Source organism: Pandoraea sp. NE5 (genome assembly GCF_024363545.1).
GTDB lineage: Bacteria > Pseudomonadota > Gammaproteobacteria > Burkholderiales > Burkholderiaceae > Pandoraea > Pandoraea cepalis.
Map to the genome: position 1 here is coordinate 4,462,013 of NZ_AP025517.1, position 17,343 is coordinate 4,479,355.

The following is a 17,343-nucleotide window of genomic DNA, read 5'->3' on the forward strand; positions in this document are numbered from 1 at the left end:
CGGTTTCCGATTATTGTCGGTGCCTAACGTCACTCGTAAAGGCTTTGCGATGAAAGTGGCCTCACCGTTCCTCCCGCATCTGCGGGCCCGCTCCATCATTTCCGCCGTCTGCCTGGCGGCGATGACACTGGGGTTTGCCGGTTGCGCGAATTTTGCCGGCATCCACAGCGACAAGCAGATCAGTACCCCCGATCAGTATCAGACCCAGCGCAGCCTGCCCGCCGAGGGCGGCCAGTGGCCCGGCACGGATTGGGCACAGCGGTTCGGCGATCCGCAACTCGTCTCGCTGATCGACGAAGCGCTCGCCGGCAACCCCGATCTGGCCATGGCGGTCGCTCGTCTGAAGGGTGCGCAGGCGCAGACCGAAGGCGCCGCGGCCGCGCTGCTTCCGGCAGTCAATGCCTCGGGCAGCATCTATCGCGAGAAATTCACCGAAAACACGATCTACCCGCCGGGCTATGGTGGCACGTGGTTCACGCAGGGCGACTTGACGGCCTCGTTGTCGTGGGAACTCGACCTGTGGGGCAAGAACCGCTCGGCACGGGCACAAGCCACGTCGGCCGAACGCGCCGAAGAAGCCGAAGACCAGGAAGTGCGACTGGCGCTGGCCACCGCCGTGGCGCGTTCGTATAACCAGCTCGCCCAGCAATATGCACAGCATGACGTGCTCGATCGCATCGGCAAGCAACGCCAACGCCTCGGGCAACTGACGTCAGACCGTGTGCGGGCCGGTCTCGACACGCAAGTCGAGCAGAAGCAGGCCGAGAGCAACACCGCCGACATTCAGACGCAAATCGCCCAACTCGACGGCCAGATCCTGCTCACCCGCCATCAACTTGGCGTGTTGCTCGGCAAGGGGCCGGATCGCGGTCTGGCCATTGCGCGTCCGACGCTCGCGCAACTGGCGACACCCGCCCTGCCCGACAACCTGCCGCTCACGCTGCTCGGCCGTCGCCCCGATATCGTCTCGGCCCGCTGGGGCGTGGAAGCGCAGCTCAAGGGGATCGACGTCGCGAAGGCTCGCTTCTATCCGGACGTGAACCTGAACGCCGCCTTTGGCTTTTCCACCTTCGGACTGGGCAAGCTGATCGATCCGACCAGCCAGAACATCCAGTACGGTCCGGTCATTTCGCTGCCGATCTTCGATGGCGGGCGCCTGCGCGCCAACTTGAAGGGGCAGTACGCGGCCTATGAAAGCGCGGTGGCGAACTACGACTCGACGCTGAACAAGGCGCTCGGCGACATCGCGGATCGCATGTCGTCGATCCGCTCGGCGGACAAGCAAATGGTCTCGCAACGTGTGGCGCAAGACGCCGCGCAACGCGCCTACGACCTGGCCATCGACCGTTACAAGGCCGGTCTCACGCCGCAGTTGACCGTGCTCGCCGCCGAGTCGTCGCTGCTGGCGCAGGAACAGGCGCGCGTGAATATCGAAAGTGCGCGCCGCGACCAGCAGATCGGCTTGATCAAGGCGCTCGGCGGTGGCTTCGACGCCCAGGCGGCGGGTCTCGTCGTGGGGCAGGAACGCCCCGCCAAGGCCGAAGGCGACGCGGTGCAGACGCACTGAGCGGGCGCCGCACATCACACAGAACAGACAAGACAACGTCAAAGCACATTAAGAGATTAGTACGGAGCGAATGATGAGCGAGAACCAACAACAAACGCCTGCCCAGCCGGCTCAGGCCAATGGCAAGCGCCGCCGCATGATGCTGACGCTAACGGCCGTGATCGCGATCGCGGCCATCGCCTACGGCGCCTATTACGGGCTGTATGCGCGCTTCTATGAAGACACCGACGACGCTTATGTCGCGGGCAATGTGGTGCAAATCACCCCGCAGGTGCCGGGGACCGTGACCGGCGTGAAGGTCGACGACACGCAAATGGTCAAGGCAGGCCAGCCGCTGGTCACGCTCGACCCGACCGATGCCCGCGTCGCCCTGCTGCAAGCCGAGGCCAATCTGGCGCAAACCGTGCGTCAGGTGCGCACGTACTTCGTGAACAACGACGCCTATGCCGCCACCGTGGCCATGCGCGAATCCGAATTGGCCAAGACGCAGGCCGACGTGAAGCGCCGTGAAATGGCGATTGCGACGGGTGCCGTGTCGCGCGAAGAACTCGCCCACGCCCAGGACGCCGTGAAGACCGCACAGGCGTCACTCGAGCAAGCCCGCGCGCAGTGGGTGTCGAACCGGGCGCTGACGGACAAGACGTCGGTGACCACCCATCCGAACGTGCAGCAAGCCGCCGCCAAGGTACGCGCCGCGTATCTCGACTACGCCCGCACGTCGATCCCGGCGCCGGTCGACGGCTACGTGGCCAAGCGTTCCGTGCAAGTGGGTCAGCGCGTGGCGACGGGCGCGCCGCTCATGGCGCTGGTGCCGCTCAATCAAGTCTGGGTCGATGCCAACTTCAAGGAAGTGCAGATCGCGCATATGCGCGTCGGCCAACCGGTGACGCTCACGGCGGACGTGTACGGCTCGTCGGTGGAATACAAGGGCACCGTGGCGGGCTTCTCGGCAGGCACGGGCAGCGCGTTCTCGCTGCTGCCGGCACAAAACGCGACAGGCAACTGGATCAAGGTCGTGCAGCGTTTGCCGGTGCGTATCGCACTCGACCCGAAGCAGTTGCAGCAACATCCGCTGCGTGTCGGCCTGTCGATGCAGGTCAAGGTGGACGTGCGCAATACGGACGGCAAGGAACTGGGTGAAGCGCCGGCGCTGCCGGTGTACGCCACCGATGTGTACGACAAGGTGGGTCATGACGCCGACGACATCGTCGCCAAGATCATCACCGAAAACGCCGGTGCCGCGGCTGCCTCAGGCGCAAACGGCGCCAGCGACACGCGCAACCAGCCGGCTCGCGCACGCCCCCTGTAAAGCGGAGGGGGGTGGCCCCCACCCCCTTTGACATCTCATGGCAACTCAAAACGCTCCTGGCCCCCTGACGGGGAGCCAGTTGGTATTCGGCACCATCGCGTTGTCGCTCGCCACGTTCATGAACGTGCTCGACACCTCGATTGCCAACGTATCGATTCCCGCCATCTCCGGCGACCTTGGCGTCTCGTCGAGTCAGGGGACGTGGGTGATTACGTCGTTCGCCGTGGCCAACGCCATCTCGGTGCCACTCACAGGCTGGCTGACCGAGCGCTTCGGCGCGGTGCGGCTGTTCATTTCGTCGATCCTGCTGTTCGTGCTGGCATCGTGGCTGTGCGGCATGGCGCCCACGCTCGAATTCCTGCTGGCGGCCCGTGTGTTGCAAGGTGCGGTGGCCGGTCCGATGATCCCGCTCTCGCAATCGCTGCTGCTCTCCAGCTATCCGAGCGCGAAGAGTTCGATGGCGCTCGCGCTATGGGGCATGACGACGCTGGTCGCCCCCGTGATGGGCCCGATTCTCGGCGGCTGGATCTCGGACAACTACCATTGGCCCTGGATCTTCTATATCAACATCCCGGTCGGCATTGGCGCCGCTTACGCCACTTGGCTGATCTATGCCAAGCGTGAAACGCCCACGCAACGCAAGCCGATCGATACCGTCGGGCTGGCCTTGCTCGTGTTGTGGGTCGGGTCGCTGCAAGTGATGCTGGACAAAGGCAAGGAACTCGACTGGTTCAATTCGTCGACGATTGTCGTGCTGGCGCTGGTGGCGTTGGTGTCGTTCTGTTTCTTCGTCATCTGGGAAATTACCGAGGAACATCCGGTGGTCGATCTGACACTCTTCAAGCGGATCAACTTTACGGGTGGCGTGGTGGCGATCTCGGTGGGTTACGGCCTGTTCTTCGGGAACCTGGTGATTCTGCCGCAGTGGCTGCAGATCCATCTCGGCTATACCGCGACGGAGGCCGGCCTGGTGCTGGCACCGGTGGGCCTGTTCGCCATCCTGCTCTCGCCAGTGATCGGTAAAACGCTGCCCAAGCTCGATGCCCGTTGGGTCGTGACCGTCTCGTTCCTGCTGTTCGCGCTGGTGTTCCTCATGCGTTCGCACTTCAATACGCTCGTCGATACGCGCACGCTGATGATTCCGACGTTCCTGCAGGGCGTGCCGATGTCGATGTTCTTCATCCCGCTCACTGCGATCATCCTGTCAGGGTTGCCGCCGAGTCGCATTCCGGCGGCGGCGGGGCTGTCCAACTTCGTGCGGATCACGTGCGGTGCGGTGGGCACATCGATTGCGACGACCATGTGGGAGAACCGGATCACGCTGCACCATGCGCAGTTGACGGAGCATTTGACGCCCTACAACCCGACGTACAACGCGTCCGTGCAGACCCTGAATCAACTCGGCATGAGCACACCCCAGGCCAACGGTTACATCGACCGGCTGGTCACGCAGCAATCGGCGATGCTCGGCGCGAACGATATTTTCTGGATCTCGGCGCTGCTGTTCGTGCTGATGATCTCGATGGTATGGATCACGCGGCCGATGAAGGGGGGCGGCGGTGCCGACGCTGCGGCCGGCGCGCATTGAAGCGAAGTCTTCCCCAGTGTCTGGCCCTGCCCTGTGCAGCCGGACACCTCTCGAACCCCGCTGACGTTAGCGGGGTTTTTTTTGGCCACGCCGACGATGCGCGCAACACATAACAGTGAGGTTGATTCGCGACGCGCGTCGGCAACGACCACGCAATCGAAGTATGATGGCGCACTGCCCGACGCGATACCGGAATACCGCACGACGCTCGGGAATGTCACGTCCCCCAGCCAAAACCAACATCATGACGACCCCGCAGAACCCGAACGAACGCTCAGAAGTCACTTTCCGCTTTCTGGCCGAGCCGGCCGCCGTCAATTTCGGCGGCAAGGTGCATGGGGGCTCGCTGATGAAATGGATCGACGAAGTGGCCTATGCCTGCGCAGCCACCTGGTCGGGTCGCTATTGCGTGACGGTCAGTGTCGGCAACATCCGCTTCCGCCGTCCGATTCTGGTGGGCAATCTGGTGGAACTGCGTGCGCGTATCGTGGCCACCGGGCGCACCAGCATGCACATCCATGTCTCGGTGCACGCAGGCGACCCCAAGTGGGGCGAGCTGCGTCAGACGACCGATTGCCTGATGGTGTTCGTCGCCGTCGATGAGAGCAATCACCCGGTCGGCATTCCGTCGTTCGAACCGAAAACGGACGAGCAGAAAGCGTTGGCCAAGTACGCGATGGACGTCAAGGCAGCGCTCGACGCCATCGTGGAACTCAAGCCGGAGAACGTCGCCCACTGATGTCGACGGCGGTCGCCCGACCGCTGAATGGCGCGAGGGGCGCCCCTCGGGAACCGACGAGGCGCGCGAGCATGCGCCTCATCGCAACATCGGCTGGCCGCGACTGAACGGCGCCGACTGCGCTTGCTGCGATGACGTCGCTTACTGGGTCTTCAACAGCCGTTGCGGTGTGAGCAGCGCCTCGCCATCGAGTCGCGCAACGCCGAGCAACCGCACGGCGGCGTCGCCATCGGCTTCGGCATACACCTTCACCTCGATCGCCTCGGACGCCCCGGCGCACGCGCGCAGCGCCTGAGGACAGCGCGCCTCGTCCAGACGCAGACGTTGTCCGTGGCTGAAGCGCCTGGCGAGCGTTTCGTCGAGCCAGATCGTCGGCAGCGTCTCGAGCAACGCATCGACCGGTGCCAGCCTCTGCACACGTTGCGCGTGATCGAGCGCCCCCAAATCTCCCAGCGTCACGGCGCCGTCAAGCGTGAGCGGACCGACGGCCGTGCGGCGCAGCGCGCGCAAATGCGCGCCGCAGCCCAGCGCCTCACCGATATCTTCGGCCAACGTCCGCACGTAGGTGCCTTTGCTACAAGTCACGCGAAACGAGAACTCGGCGACGGCCGGCAACGCGCACGCTGTCATCTCCAACGCGTGAATCGTGACCGCACGCGCTTCGCGCTCGAGGGTCTGCCCCGCGCGCGCATATTCGTACAACGGCTTGCCGTCTCGCTTGAGTGCCGAATACATCGGCGGCACCTGCGAGATCGGGCCCGTGAAGCGTGGCAGCACCGCGCGAATCGCCGCTTCGTCCACCGTCACAGGGCGCGTTTGCAACACCTCGCCCTCGGCGTCGCCGGTGGTCGTGGTCTCGCCCAGACGCACCAGCGCTTCATAGGTCTTGTCGGCTTCGAGCAAGTCCTGCGAGAACTTCGTCGCCTCGCCGAAACAAAGCGGCAACAGACCGGTCGCCAACGGATCGAGCGTGCCGGTATGCCCCGCCTTCAACGCCTGTAACAATCGCTTGGCCCGGATCAGCGCGTCGTTGGACGACAGGCCCAGCGGCTTGTCCAGGAGCAACACGCCATCGAGCGCGAAACGGGGAAGTTTTTGGCGGGGTGCCTGCGAACGCGGGTCCGTCATGATGCGCAGAGTGCTTGAGAGAGTCTTGTGGGATACAACCCCTGGCACTCATCGCAAGTGCAAAGGTCGTGCCATACCGCCGGGCCGGCCCATCGGGCAGCCCGGCAGGGGGCATCGTCAATCGACGGACTTGCCGTCGTCTTCCTTGTCGCTGTGCGCGTCGTCTTCGACGACGCCGTCGTTCGCTTCGTCTCTCGCTCGCGTCGCGTTAGCCGTATCGATCAGTCGCGACATTTCGATCGCACGTTCGATCGACTGGTCGAAGTGGAAATGCAACGTCGGCACCGTGTGGATGTGCAGCCGCTTGAACAGCAGATTGCGCAGGTAGCCCGCTGCCTCGTTGAGCGCCTCGCCGGTCGCCTTCGGCTCACCGGTCAGCGTCGTGAAAAATACCTTTGCATGCGCATAGTCGGGTGTCACTTCCACGCTTTGCAGCGTCACCAGACCAATACGCGGGTCCTTCACTTCGCGCTGTATCAACTCCGACAGATCGCGCTGGATCTGATCGTTGATGCGAAGGTTTCGACCCGGAACGCCACGTTTCTTTGCCATAACATACTCGCTAGTAATGCAATGGCCCACGCCACCGGTTTCCCGGCCTGGTGGGCCATTCCACATTCATTGTGCAAATCGCGTTACAGCGAGCGCGCAACTTCCGTGATTTCGAACGCTTCCAGTTGGTCGCCTTCCGTGATGTCGTTGAAGTTCTTCACCGACAGACCGCACTCGAAGCCGGACTTGACTTCCTTCACGTCATCCTTGAAGCGCTTGAGCGAATCCAGCTCGCCCGTGAAGATGACAACGTTGTCGCGCAACACACGCACATGCGACGAACGCTTGACGAAGCCGTCCAGGACCATACAGCCGGCCACCGTACCGATCTTCGGCACACGGAACGTCTGACGCACTTCGACCGTACCGGTGATCTCTTCCTTCTTTTCCGGCGACAGCATGCCCGACATCGCCGCCTTCACTTCATCCACAGCATCATAGATGATGTTGTAGTAGCGAATATCGATACCGTTCGACTCGGCCAGCTTGCGTGCCAGCGCATCGGCGCGCGTGTTGAAGCCGATGATGACTGCCTTCGACGCCGTCGCCAGGTTGACGTCGCTTTCGCTGATGCCACCCACGGCAGCGTGCACGATCTGCACACGCACTTCCGGCGTCGAGAGCTTGTTGAGCGACTGCGCCAACGCTTCCTGCGAACCCTGCACGTCGGCCTTGATGATGAGCGGCAGCGACTTGACTTCGCCTTCGGCCATCTGCTCGAAAATGTTCTCGAGCTTCGCGGCCTGCTGCTTGGCCAACTTCACGTCGCGGAACTTGCCCTGACGGAACAGCGCGATTTCACGCGCCTTGCGTTCGTCCTGGACCACGAGCACTTCTTCACCCGCGCCCGGCACTTCCGACAGACCCTGAATTTCCACCGGGATCGACGGACCCGCTTCCTTCGCGTTCTTGCCGGTTTCGTCCAGCATCGCACGCACACGGCCGTAGGCCTGACCGGCCAGCACCATGTCGCCGCGACGCAGCGTGCCCGACTGCACCAGAATCGTCGCTACCGGACCCTTACCCTTGTCCAGCTTCGCTTCGATCACGATACCCTTGGCCGCGGCTTCCGCCGGCGCCTTCAGCTCCAGCACTTCGGCCTGCAACAGCACGTTCTCGAGCAGATCGTCGATGCCCGCACCCGTCTTCGCCGACACCGGCACGAACGGCGATTCGCCGCCGTATTCTTCCGGCACCACGCCCTCGGCCACGAGTTCCTGCTTCACGCGGTCCAGGTTCGCATCCGGCTTGTCGATCTTGTTGATCGCCACCACGATCGGCACACCGGCGGCCTTGGCGTGCGCAATGGCTTCCTTCGTCTGCGGCATCACACCATCGTCCGCCGCGACCACGAGAATCACGATGTCCGTGGCCTGCGCACCGCGAGCCCGCATGGCCGTAAAGGCTTCGTGACCCGGCGTGTCGAGGAACGTCACCGTACCGCGCGGCGTATCGACGTGATACGCACCAATGTGCTGCGTAATACCGCCGGCTTCACCCGCCGCCACCTTGGCGCGACGGATATAGTCCAGCAGCGAGGTCTTGCCGTGGTCGACGTGACCCATCACCGTCACCACCGGCGGACGCGGCAGCGCTTCGCCTTCCGTCGCATCGTTGCCCAGCGCCAGCAGCGTTTCCGGATCGTCCAGCTTTGCGGCGATCGCGCGGTGGCCAAGCTCCTCCACCACGATCATGGCCGTTTCCTGATCGAGCACCTGGTTGATGGTCACCATCTGGCCCATCTTCATCATCAGCTTGATGACTTCCGAGGCCTTCACCGACATCCGGTGCGCCAGATCGCCCACGCTGATCGTTTCCGGTACGTGAACATCACGCACGACCGGCTCGGTCGGGGCCTGGAACGACGAACGATCATCCTGCGAATGACGGTCGCCACGACGGCCGCCACGGCCACCGCCACGCCAACCATCCGAACCACCGCTCGTGTCGCCGCGCGTCTTCATGCCGCCGCGCTTGTTGCGGTTATCGGCATCCTTCTGCCAGGCGCCCGGCTTCTTGTCCTTCTTGTCGGCGGCACCCGCGGTCGTCGAGGCCGGGGCGGCTGCCGCCGGCTTCTTGTCCGCCGGCTTGGCCGACGCGGCACCTTCCGGCTTGGCCGGCTTGTGCAGGGTACCCTTCGCTTCCGGCTTGGCTGCAGCCGCCGGCGCGGCAGGTGCCGGCTCCGGCGCCTTGAGCACGCGACGCGGCGCGTTCAGCATTTCGCGAATGGCACGCGCTTCGGCTTCTGCCGCCGCACGGCGCTTGCGAATCGCTTCCTCTTCGGCACGAGCCTTGTCGGCCGCCGCGCTCGCCTTCTCGGCGGCCGCGCGCGCTTCCTCGCTGGCCTTGCGGGCCTGCTCGCGTTCGGCTTCGGCCTTGGCCGCTGCCGCCTTCTCGGCTTGCTCGGCCTTTTCGGCGTCGGCCTTGGACACCTTCTCGGCTTCGACGTCGACCTGGGCCTCCGCCTTCGCTTCGGCCTTCGCCTTCTGTTCGTCGGCCGCCTTGGCCGCCGCGGCGCGCTCCGCTTCCTCGCGCGCACGGCGCTCGGCGGCTTCCTTCTCTTCGCGCTCGCGACGCTCGGCTTCCTCGCGCTCCAGTTGTTCCTGGCGCAGCTTGAGCTCAGCCGCTTCCGCCGCCAGACGCTCCGCTTCGCGACGCGCGTCTTCTTCACGCTGGCGCAGGGCTTCGTCTTCGGCGGCAGCCGCCGCGCTCTCCGCGCCTTCCGCGACGTCGTCACGCTTGACGAAGGTGCGCTTCTTGCGCACTTCCACCTGAATCGTGCGCGCCTTACCGGTCGCGTCGGCTTGCTTGATTTCCGAGGTCTGGCGACGCGTCAGAGTAATCTTCTTTTTGTCGCCGTCGCCGGCGCCGTGCGAACGGCGCAGGTGCTCCAGCAGACGGGCCTTGTCGGCTTCCGTCAGGGAATCGTCGGCGCTGAGTTTTTCCACGCCGGCGGCTTTGAGTTGCTCCAGCAACACGCCGGCCGGCATTTTGAGTTCTGCAGCAAATTGGGCTACGTTGATGCTCGCCATTCAAACCTCTTCAAGCAAGGCCAGGCGCCTTGCGGTTAACTTCAAAGTTCACTGTTCCATATACATGCCAGGGCAGGTCATCATTGGAACCAGTGCTCTCGCGCTTTCATGATCAGGGCTTTCGCGGCTTCCTCGTCGACGCCGGTCATCTCGGTCAGTTCGTCGACGGCCAGCTCGGCCAGATCATCGCGCGTCTGAATTTCGTGCTCGGCCAGTTGGGCCAGCAACTCAGGCGACATACCGTCGAGGCTCTTGAGATCGAGCGCAACGCCCTCGACTTTCTCCTCGGTGGCAATCGCCTGTGTCAGCAGGGCGTCGCGCGCACGATTGCGCAGTTCATGCACCGTGTCCTCGTCGAACGCTTCGATCTCGAGCATTTCGTTCAAAGGCACGTAGGCGATCTCTTCCAGGCTCGAGAAACCTTCCTCGATCAGAATGTCCGCCATTTCTTCGTCCACATCGAGACGCTGCATGAACAGCGAGCGCAACGTGCCACGCTCCTCGTTCTGCTTCTCGGCCGACTCGTCCGGCGTCATGATGTTGATCTGCCAACCGGTCAGATCCGATGCGAGTCGCACGTTCTGACCGCTGCGACCGATCGCCACCGCCAGTTCGTTCTCGTCGACGACGACGTCCATGCTGTGCTTTTCTTCGTCCACGACGATCGACTGCACCGACGCCGGCGCAAGCGCGCCGATCACGAATTGCGCGGGGTCTTCCGACCACAGCACGATGTCGACGTTCTCGCCGCCAAGCTCGTTACGCACCGCCTGCACGCGCGTGCCGCGAATGCCCACGCAGGTGCCGATCGGATCGATACGCTTGTCATACGCCACCACGGCGATCTTGGCGCGCACACCCGGATCGCGAGCGGCCGACTTGATCTCCAGCAGACCTTGCTCGATTTCCGGCACTTCCATGCCGAACAGTTCGATCAGGAATTCCGGCGCCGTGCGCGAGAGCTCGATCTGCGGGCCGCGCGCCGTGCGGTCGACCTTCGCGATGTACGCGCGGACACGGTCGCCGATACGCAGATTTTCCTTCGGGATCAGTTGATCGCGACGCAGCAGCGCTTCGACACGCCCCGACTCGACGACCAGGTTGCCCTTGTCGAGACGCTTGACCGCACCGGTCATGATCTTCTCGCCGCGATCCAGGAAGTCCGTGAGGATCTGTTCGCGCTCGGCATCGCGGATGCGCTGCAGAATCACCTGCTTGGCCGCCTGCGCACCGATACGACCGAATTCGACCGACTCCACGGGTTCTTCCACGAACTCGCCGATCTCGATGGACGGGTCGTCTTCCTTGGCTTCGAACTCCAGAACCTGCTTGTCCGGCTCTTGCAGGCCCGCCTCGTCCGGCACCACGACCCAGCGACGGAAGCTCTCGTGCTCCCCCGACTCGCGGTCGATATGTACGCGAATGTCGACGTCCTCGGCATAGCGCTTCTTGGTGGCCGAGGCCAATGCTGCTTCAAGCGCGGCGAACACGACGTCCTTGTCGACGTTCTTTTCGCGCGCGAGCGCATCGACCAACAGCAATACTTCGCGACTCATCGTTTGCGACTCCTAAAATCAATCTGCGGCACTAGGCGCGCACGGTCAATATCCGCGAGGGTGAAGTCGAGCAGCGCCGGGCCGCCCTTGCCTTCGAACTCCAGGCTCAAGTTCTCACCTTGCGGCGCCTGCAGGATGCCGCGAAACTGCTTGCGACCTTCCAGCGGCACACGCAACGTAAGACTCACTTCCGCACCGGCAAAACGCTCGAAGTCACGCAGCTTGCGCAGCGGACGATCCAGCCCCGGTGACGACACTTCGAGTCGGTCGTAATTGACGTTCTCGACCATCAGGACATGCGAGAGCTGACGGCTCACCGTCTCGCAGTCATCGATCGCGATGCCTTCCGGCTTGTCGATGTACACGCGCAGCAAACCGCCGCCGGCGCGTTCAATATCGACCAGCTCGTAACCCAGGCCTTCGACCGTGGTCTCGATCAGTTCTGGCAATTGCAACTTTGCTCACCCTAGAAAAACTCGCGCGCATTAGCGGCGCCCGACAGGTCTGCGCGCCCCGCATGGGGCGCCGCACGATACCGGCCCTCGATCGTCCGGGCCGGCGTACCCGTGTCGGCACACCCACTCCCGAACGCGGCGGCATCGGCCGCGCGCAAAACGCTCGCGGCAAAAAAAAATGGGCGAAACGCCCATTTCTTACAGCCTCATTGCGCATGAGGTGCGTGCCGCAACAGGAGTTGCTGCACGCGGACCAGCTTATTCATTGATTTTATATGATTTTGGGCCGATTTGCAACGCTTGGCACCCCCAAAACCCGTCGGACAGGCGCCCTTGCCGCGTTGCCGCATGCAGGATGGACCCAACGAACGAATGTCCCCGTTATTTCGGACGCCAGGCCAGGGGCAACACACTGGCGCCCCTGCCTGCCGTCGTCCGCCCTGGGGGCGTTCCAACGAAATCAACGTGAACGGTTGCCGCCGCGATTGCCACGGTTGCCTTGATTGCCACCACCTGTATTGCCGCCGCCACTTCCACCCGCACGGTTGCCGCCACGACTGCGATTACCATTGACGTTACCGTTGCCGCCACCGTTACCGCCGCGCGACTGACCGCCAAAACCACCGCCGCCCGCCGACGAATTCCCACCGCCGAAACGTCGTCCCTCGCCTCGCGGCGAAGGCGTTTGCCCCGGGTAGCCGCCGCTCGGGCCAACGAAGGCCGTCAGCGGATTGGGCCGGGGACGACGCGACTGGCCCGGCTCGCGGCTGAACACGCCCAAGGCCGTCTGCATCGGGTCCGGTTGACGGCGCGGCTCTTTCGGCGCGCCGGCTTTGCCGCCACGACCACCCACACTGCCCTTGTCGTCCGAGCCGGTGCCCGGCATCTTCATGCCGACCGTCGCGAACAGGGAGCGCACCTGCGCCTCGTCCAGCTCTTCGTAACGGCCGCGCTTGAGACCGCGTGGCAGCGTCAGCGGGCCGTAACGCGTACGGATCAGACGACTCACCATCAGGCCCGCCGCATCGAACATGCGACGCACTTCGCGGTTGCGGCCTTCGGTCAACGCGACGTGATACCAGTGATTCGACCCTTCGCCACCGCCGTCCTGCAACCGCAGGAAATTGGCTTTGCCGTCGTCCAGCTCGATGCCGCGCAGCAGCTGCTGACGCGACGCCTCGCTCAATTGCCCCACGGTACGCACGGCATATTCACGCTCGATGCCATAACGCGGATGCATGAATCGGTTCGCCAGATCGCCCGACGTCGTGAGGATCAGCAAGCCTTCCGTGTTGAAGTCCAGGCGCCCAACGGCGAGCCACTTGGCCGTCTTCATCGGCGGCAAGCGGTCGAATACCGACGCACGGCCTTCCGGATCGGAATGGCTGACGATCTCGCCCGACGGCTTGTGATAGAGCAGCACGCGCGGCGGTTTGCTCGTGATGCGACGCTTGACGAGCTTGCCGTTGATGCGGACCTGATCGGTCGGCAGAATGCGCTGACCGATGTGCGCGGGCTCGGCGTTGACCGACACGCGTCCGGCGAGAATCAGCTCTTCCATCTCGCGACGCGATCCCATGCCGGCCTCGGCCAGCACTTTGTGCAGCTTGGGCGCCTCATCGTCCGGCGACAGGACACGACGGTCGGCCGGGCGGCGGCCGCGCTTGGCAGCCGCCTTGGCATCGCCTTCGGACTCGTCGCTATCGAAGCCACCCGACGTCACGAACGCGAACAGATCGTCGTCACCGCCCTTAGGCGCCTTGCCACCCTTGCCGCCCTTGCCGCCACCGACGCCTGCGCCGCCCCGGGCACCGCCCGTCGACTCCTTGCGGCCACGGCCCTTGGCACCCTGCGGCGCCCTGCCTGTCGGCGTCGCACCATGACCGCTGGCTGCGCTGCCATCGCCTTGCGCCGACTGCGCCGGCGGCGAGGACTGTGCGGCACCGTCACGCTTGCCGCTACGCGGCTTACGGGGTGCGGCATTGCGGCCTCGCGCCTGAGCGGCCGACGGTGCACCGTCGGCGCCCAATGCTTGAGCTTGCGGCGCATCGCCGTGCGGTTCCCCGCGTGGGGCGTCCGACGCGGCAGATTCACCTGCGCCGCCGTCCTCGCCTTCACGCTTGGATTGCTGAGCCGCCCGACGGCGGGCAATCAGACTGCGCGGACCACGGCGCAAGCCGCGGCGCGATGCTTTTTCGTCGCCGCCCTCGCCTTCCGGCGCACGGGCTTCGGCACCAGCATCGCGTGCGTGCAGGTCCTGGGATTCTTCGATTTGTTTCAACACAACCTCATTGGAAAACGGGATCGTCGCGGGCAGGCGTAAATGGCTGCCCCGATCCGTGTTCGCACCATGAATGCGCGGCAAATGCTTGCCGCGACTTCGTTCTTATCGCTAACGGCCCTGCTGGTGCGCGCGACGCGATGCGCCGACGCCTCAGGTGCCCGTGACGAGACTCTTGTCGTCCCCGTCGCTCTCGTCGTCATCTCCCTCACCGGACAGGGGCTGCCCGGTGGCGGGTTCGTTCGCTGCCGAGTCGGCAGCGTGCGGGGAAACCTCTTGTGTTACCGACGCCGCGGGATCTGCCGCCGACGTCGCTACATCCTGCGCATCTTGCGGCGGATCGTCGCCGACCGACACCGCAGACTCCGATTCTTCGGAAAATTCCTTGTCCTGCGCGACCTCCACCGACATTGCGGCACTGGAGGACACCGGCCCTTGATCTGCCTCGCCGTCGCCAGACTTCGCTTGCGTCGCATCGTCATGCACCGCGTCGACCTGCTCACTGACGTGCGCCGCGCCCGCGAGTTCCGCGAGCGATGCCCGTTCAGCGTCTACCGGCTCAATCTCCGCCGGCGCCTCGACCGGGACTGTCACCCCATCGTCGCCTTCGCCTTCCGCCATCACGGCGTCGAGCAACGCGTCTTCCGTCGGCCCGTCGCCCTCGCCCGGCGGCGGGCGCTGATCTTCGGGCAGCCCTTGTGCAAGCGGCAGGTCATCGGCACGCGCTTGCGCCAGACGTGCCAGCGCTTGCGCATCGGCGACAGGCACGTCATCGGACATCGCGTCATCCCCCGCGTCGGCCTCGGCACGTTCGCCGAATTCGATGTTCTGCTGCGCGAGCAAGTCGATCTGCGCCTGTGCGGCCGGATCTTCGAGCGGCGGCAACGCATCGAGCGCCCGCAGCCCCAGATCGTCGAGAAAGTCCTTGGTCGTGGCGTACAGACCCGGGCGTCCCGGCACATCTCGATGCCCGATCACCTCGATCCAGCCTCGATCCTCGAGTTGCTTGATGATCTGTGTGTTGACCGTCACGCCGCGAATCTCCTCGATATCGCCGCGCGTGACCGGTTGACGGTACGCGATGATCGCCAGCGTCTCCATCACCGCTCGCGAATACTTCGGCGGCTTCTCTGGATTCAGGCGATCAAGGTATTCACGCATGCGCGGACGGCTCTGGAAACGCCAGCCGGTGGCCAACGCCACCAATTCCACACCTCGGCCATCCCATTGCACGCGGATTTCCTCGAGCAGCGCGCGCACCGTGTCGCCAGACACGGCGTCATTGAAAAGCTTGCGCAGATCGCCGACCTTGAGCGGCTCCTGCGCGCAAATCAACGCGGTCTCGAGGACGAGTTTCGCCTCTTGGGTATTCATGTGCGACTAAGCAGACCGGGGGCTTGGCGACCCGGTATCAGGAATAAATGGATGCTTGGAACACGAGAAACGGTCGTAACCGCTTCGCATAAGCGCGCGCCCGATTGTGTTCGGTCGTAGTGACGGCGGCGCGACCTGAATGCTTCGAAACGACCTGCCGGGAAAACGCCCAGGCCGATTGTGCGGCGAGACGGACGTCCGGTATGTGCGCAATTATTACTGAAACACCGACGCCCGTAAAGCCTCGTCGACATTCCGACGTGCGGAAAGGGAAAACGATAGGTCAACGCACCATGATAGACTCTCCAAAAAACTTCAGGGGCCCTCATGACCACAGAAAACGGTCGCACTCCCATCGCTCAGCCCCGCTGTTCCACATGTTCGCTCGGGCAATTCTGCTTGCCGGTCGGCATTCCGGAACCCGAGCTGGAACGACTCGACGCACTGGTAAGCGAGCGCCGCCGCCTCAAGAAAGGCGACGTGCTGTACCACGCGAACGACGATCTGCACGCTGTCTACGGCATTCGCTTCGGTTCGCTCAAAAGTTGCGTCACGGCCCCCGACGGCCGCGAGCAAGTCGTCGGCTTCCACCTCCAGGGCGAACTCATCGGCCTTGACGCCGTGGCCGACCACCATCACCCGAGCACCGCCATCGCGCTCGAAGACAGCGAGCTGTGCATCGCCCGCTTCGGCGAACTGGAGACGTTGTCGCGTCAAGTGCCATCGCTCCAACGCCAGTTGCACCGCCTGATGAGTCAGGAAATCCGCAACGAGCACCAGCAACTGCTCGCGCTCGGCACCATGCGTGCCGAGGAACGTCTGGCCGTCTTCCTGCTCAACCTGTCCGAGCGGCTGTCCGCGCGCGGTTACTCCGCCCATGAATTCGTGCTGCGCATGAGCCGCGAAGAAATCGGAAGTTTCCTCGGCCTCAAGCTTGAAACCGTCAGCCGCCTGTTTTCACGCTTTGCACAAAACGGCATGATCGAAATCCGGCAGCGCCACGTCAAGATCATCGACGCCGCCGCGCTGCACGAACTCGCCGGCGTTCCCTGCTGACACCCGCCAACGGGGACGCACGAGCGTCCCCGCAGCCGAAGCTCCCGCCAGTGCGCCGTCACCCGCCATCCCTGCCTCGGATGTTACCGATACGCTAACGGCCCCGCCCCCGCGTCGTGTTGCGCCAGATCAAGCGTCGCGCGCGATGGCGCGATTTTGCCCTCCCGACGTTCGACAAGCCCCGGCAAACGCTCCATAATCGGCGCGTTCTCCAGGCGCCCCCATTGCCTGGCGCTCCACCCCGTCGGAGGCTGCCGTTATGCCCGCTGCCATTTTTCTAAGTCCGGAAGACGCCGAGCACGCCTACTACGAAGCGCTGCGCGCCGGCGATACCGATACGCTGATGGACGTCTGGTCGGAAGACGAGGAAATCGTCTGCATTCACCCGGCAGGGCCCCGCCACGTCGGCCCGGCGGCGGTTCGCGAGAGTTGGCAGCAGATCCTTGCCAAGGACGGATTGCACGTCACGGCCAGTCATCTCCAGGTAGCGCGCAATCCGCTGTGCGCGGTCCATAACGTGCTGGAACAGGTACAGGTCGAGACCCGTCCCGAAGCCCGTTACGCCTTCGTGCTCGCCACGAACGTTTACATGAAGGAAGCCGATGGCTGGCGCCTTGTGCTTCACCACGCCAGCCCGGCGATCGGTCACGAGGACGCCGGCGCACAACTCACGCGGCCCCATCACCTTCACTGACGCTTCGTCGCG

General features: G+C 64.2%; 13 protein-coding genes. 6 read left to right on the forward strand and 7 right to left on the reverse strand.

All coding sequences use genetic code 11. The annotated features are described in order from the left end of the window. Nucleotides 1–49: 49 nt before the first annotated feature. The 4 genes from PanNE5_RS20180 (at nucleotide 50) to PanNE5_RS20195 (ending at nucleotide 5,203) form a co-directional block, all read left to right on the forward strand. On the forward strand, nucleotides 50–1,567 hold the full coding sequence (locus tag PanNE5_RS20180) for an efflux transporter outer membrane subunit (RefSeq protein ID WP_017232306.1): 1,518 nt from the start codon (nucleotides 50–52) through the stop codon (nucleotides 1,565–1,567). A 73-nt stretch (nucleotides 1,568–1,640) separates the two neighbouring features. Continuing rightward, nucleotides 1,641–2,876 (forward strand): HlyD family efflux transporter periplasmic adaptor subunit, encoded by a 1,236-nt coding sequence (locus tag PanNE5_RS20185; protein WP_130025737.1) that lies wholly within the window; start codon nucleotides 1,641–1,643, stop codon nucleotides 2,874–2,876. Nucleotides 2,877–2,913: 37 nt separating this feature from the next. Beyond that, nucleotides 2,914–4,464, forward strand: coding sequence for a DHA2 family efflux MFS transporter permease subunit (locus PanNE5_RS20190; RefSeq protein WP_026131667.1), 1,551 nt, complete (start codon nucleotides 2,914–2,916; stop codon nucleotides 4,462–4,464). Nucleotides 4,465–4,708: 244 nt separating this feature from the next. Beyond that, on the forward strand, nucleotides 4,709–5,203 hold the full coding sequence (locus PanNE5_RS20195) for an acyl-CoA thioesterase (protein WP_130025735.1): 495 nt from the start codon (nucleotides 4,709–4,711) through the stop codon (nucleotides 5,201–5,203). A 141-nt stretch (nucleotides 5,204–5,344) separates the two neighbouring features. Here PanNE5_RS20195 and truB read toward each other — a convergent pair whose 3' ends face one another. From truB to scpB, 7 genes are all read right to left on the reverse strand, one after another. Continuing rightward, nucleotides 5,345–6,331 (reverse strand): tRNA pseudouridine(55) synthase TruB, encoded by a 987-nt coding sequence (gene truB, locus PanNE5_RS20200; RefSeq protein ID WP_261938711.1) that lies wholly within the window; start codon nucleotides 6,329–6,331, stop codon nucleotides 5,345–5,347. Between the two features lie 117 nt (nucleotides 6,332–6,448). Beyond that, complete coding sequence (gene rbfA / locus PanNE5_RS20205) at nucleotides 6,449–6,883, reverse strand: 30S ribosome-binding factor RbfA (protein WP_261938712.1); 435 nt, start codon at nucleotides 6,881–6,883, stop codon at nucleotides 6,449–6,451. Nucleotides 6,884–6,966: 83 nt separating this feature from the next. Then, a complete protein-coding gene (infB, locus tag PanNE5_RS20210) occupies nucleotides 6,967–9,915 on the reverse strand; it encodes a translation initiation factor IF-2 (protein WP_150563587.1) in 2,949 nt (982 codons plus the stop codon). An 80-nt stretch (nucleotides 9,916–9,995) separates the two neighbouring features. Continuing rightward, nucleotides 9,996–11,471, reverse strand: a complete 1,476-nt coding sequence (nusA, locus tag PanNE5_RS20215; protein WP_017231556.1) for a transcription termination factor NusA — start codon at nucleotides 11,469–11,471, stop codon at nucleotides 9,996–9,998. Continuing rightward, entirely contained in the window at nucleotides 11,468–11,926 is a 459-nt protein-coding gene (gene rimP / locus PanNE5_RS20220; protein WP_017231557.1) for a ribosome maturation factor RimP, read from the reverse strand. The genes nusA and rimP overlap by 4 nt, the downstream gene beginning before the upstream one ends. Before the next feature lie 460 nt (nucleotides 11,927–12,386). Beyond that, entirely contained in the window at nucleotides 12,387–14,207 is a 1,821-nt protein-coding gene (locus tag PanNE5_RS20225; protein ID WP_410007548.1) for a pseudouridine synthase, read from the reverse strand. A 153-nt stretch (nucleotides 14,208–14,360) separates the two neighbouring features. Beyond that, nucleotides 14,361–15,581 carry an SMC-Scp complex subunit ScpB gene (gene scpB / locus PanNE5_RS20230; RefSeq protein WP_017231384.1) on the reverse strand — a complete coding sequence of 407 codons (1,221 nt, stop codon included), beginning with the start codon at nucleotides 15,579–15,581 and terminating at the stop codon, nucleotides 14,361–14,363. 327 nt (nucleotides 15,582–15,908) lie between these two features. Between scpB and fnr the strand changes: the two genes are divergently transcribed. Together fnr and PanNE5_RS20240 are read left to right on the forward strand one after the other, a co-directional pair. Then, nucleotides 15,909–16,637 (forward strand): fumarate/nitrate reduction transcriptional regulator Fnr, encoded by a 729-nt coding sequence (gene fnr / locus PanNE5_RS20235; RefSeq protein WP_150563590.1) that lies wholly within the window; start codon nucleotides 15,909–15,911, stop codon nucleotides 16,635–16,637. Between the two features lie 271 nt (nucleotides 16,638–16,908). Beyond that, a complete protein-coding gene (locus PanNE5_RS20240; protein ID WP_051060029.1) occupies nucleotides 16,909–17,331 on the forward strand; it encodes a YybH family protein in 423 nt (140 codons plus the stop codon). The last annotated feature ends 12 nt before the right edge of the window (nucleotides 17,332–17,343 follow it).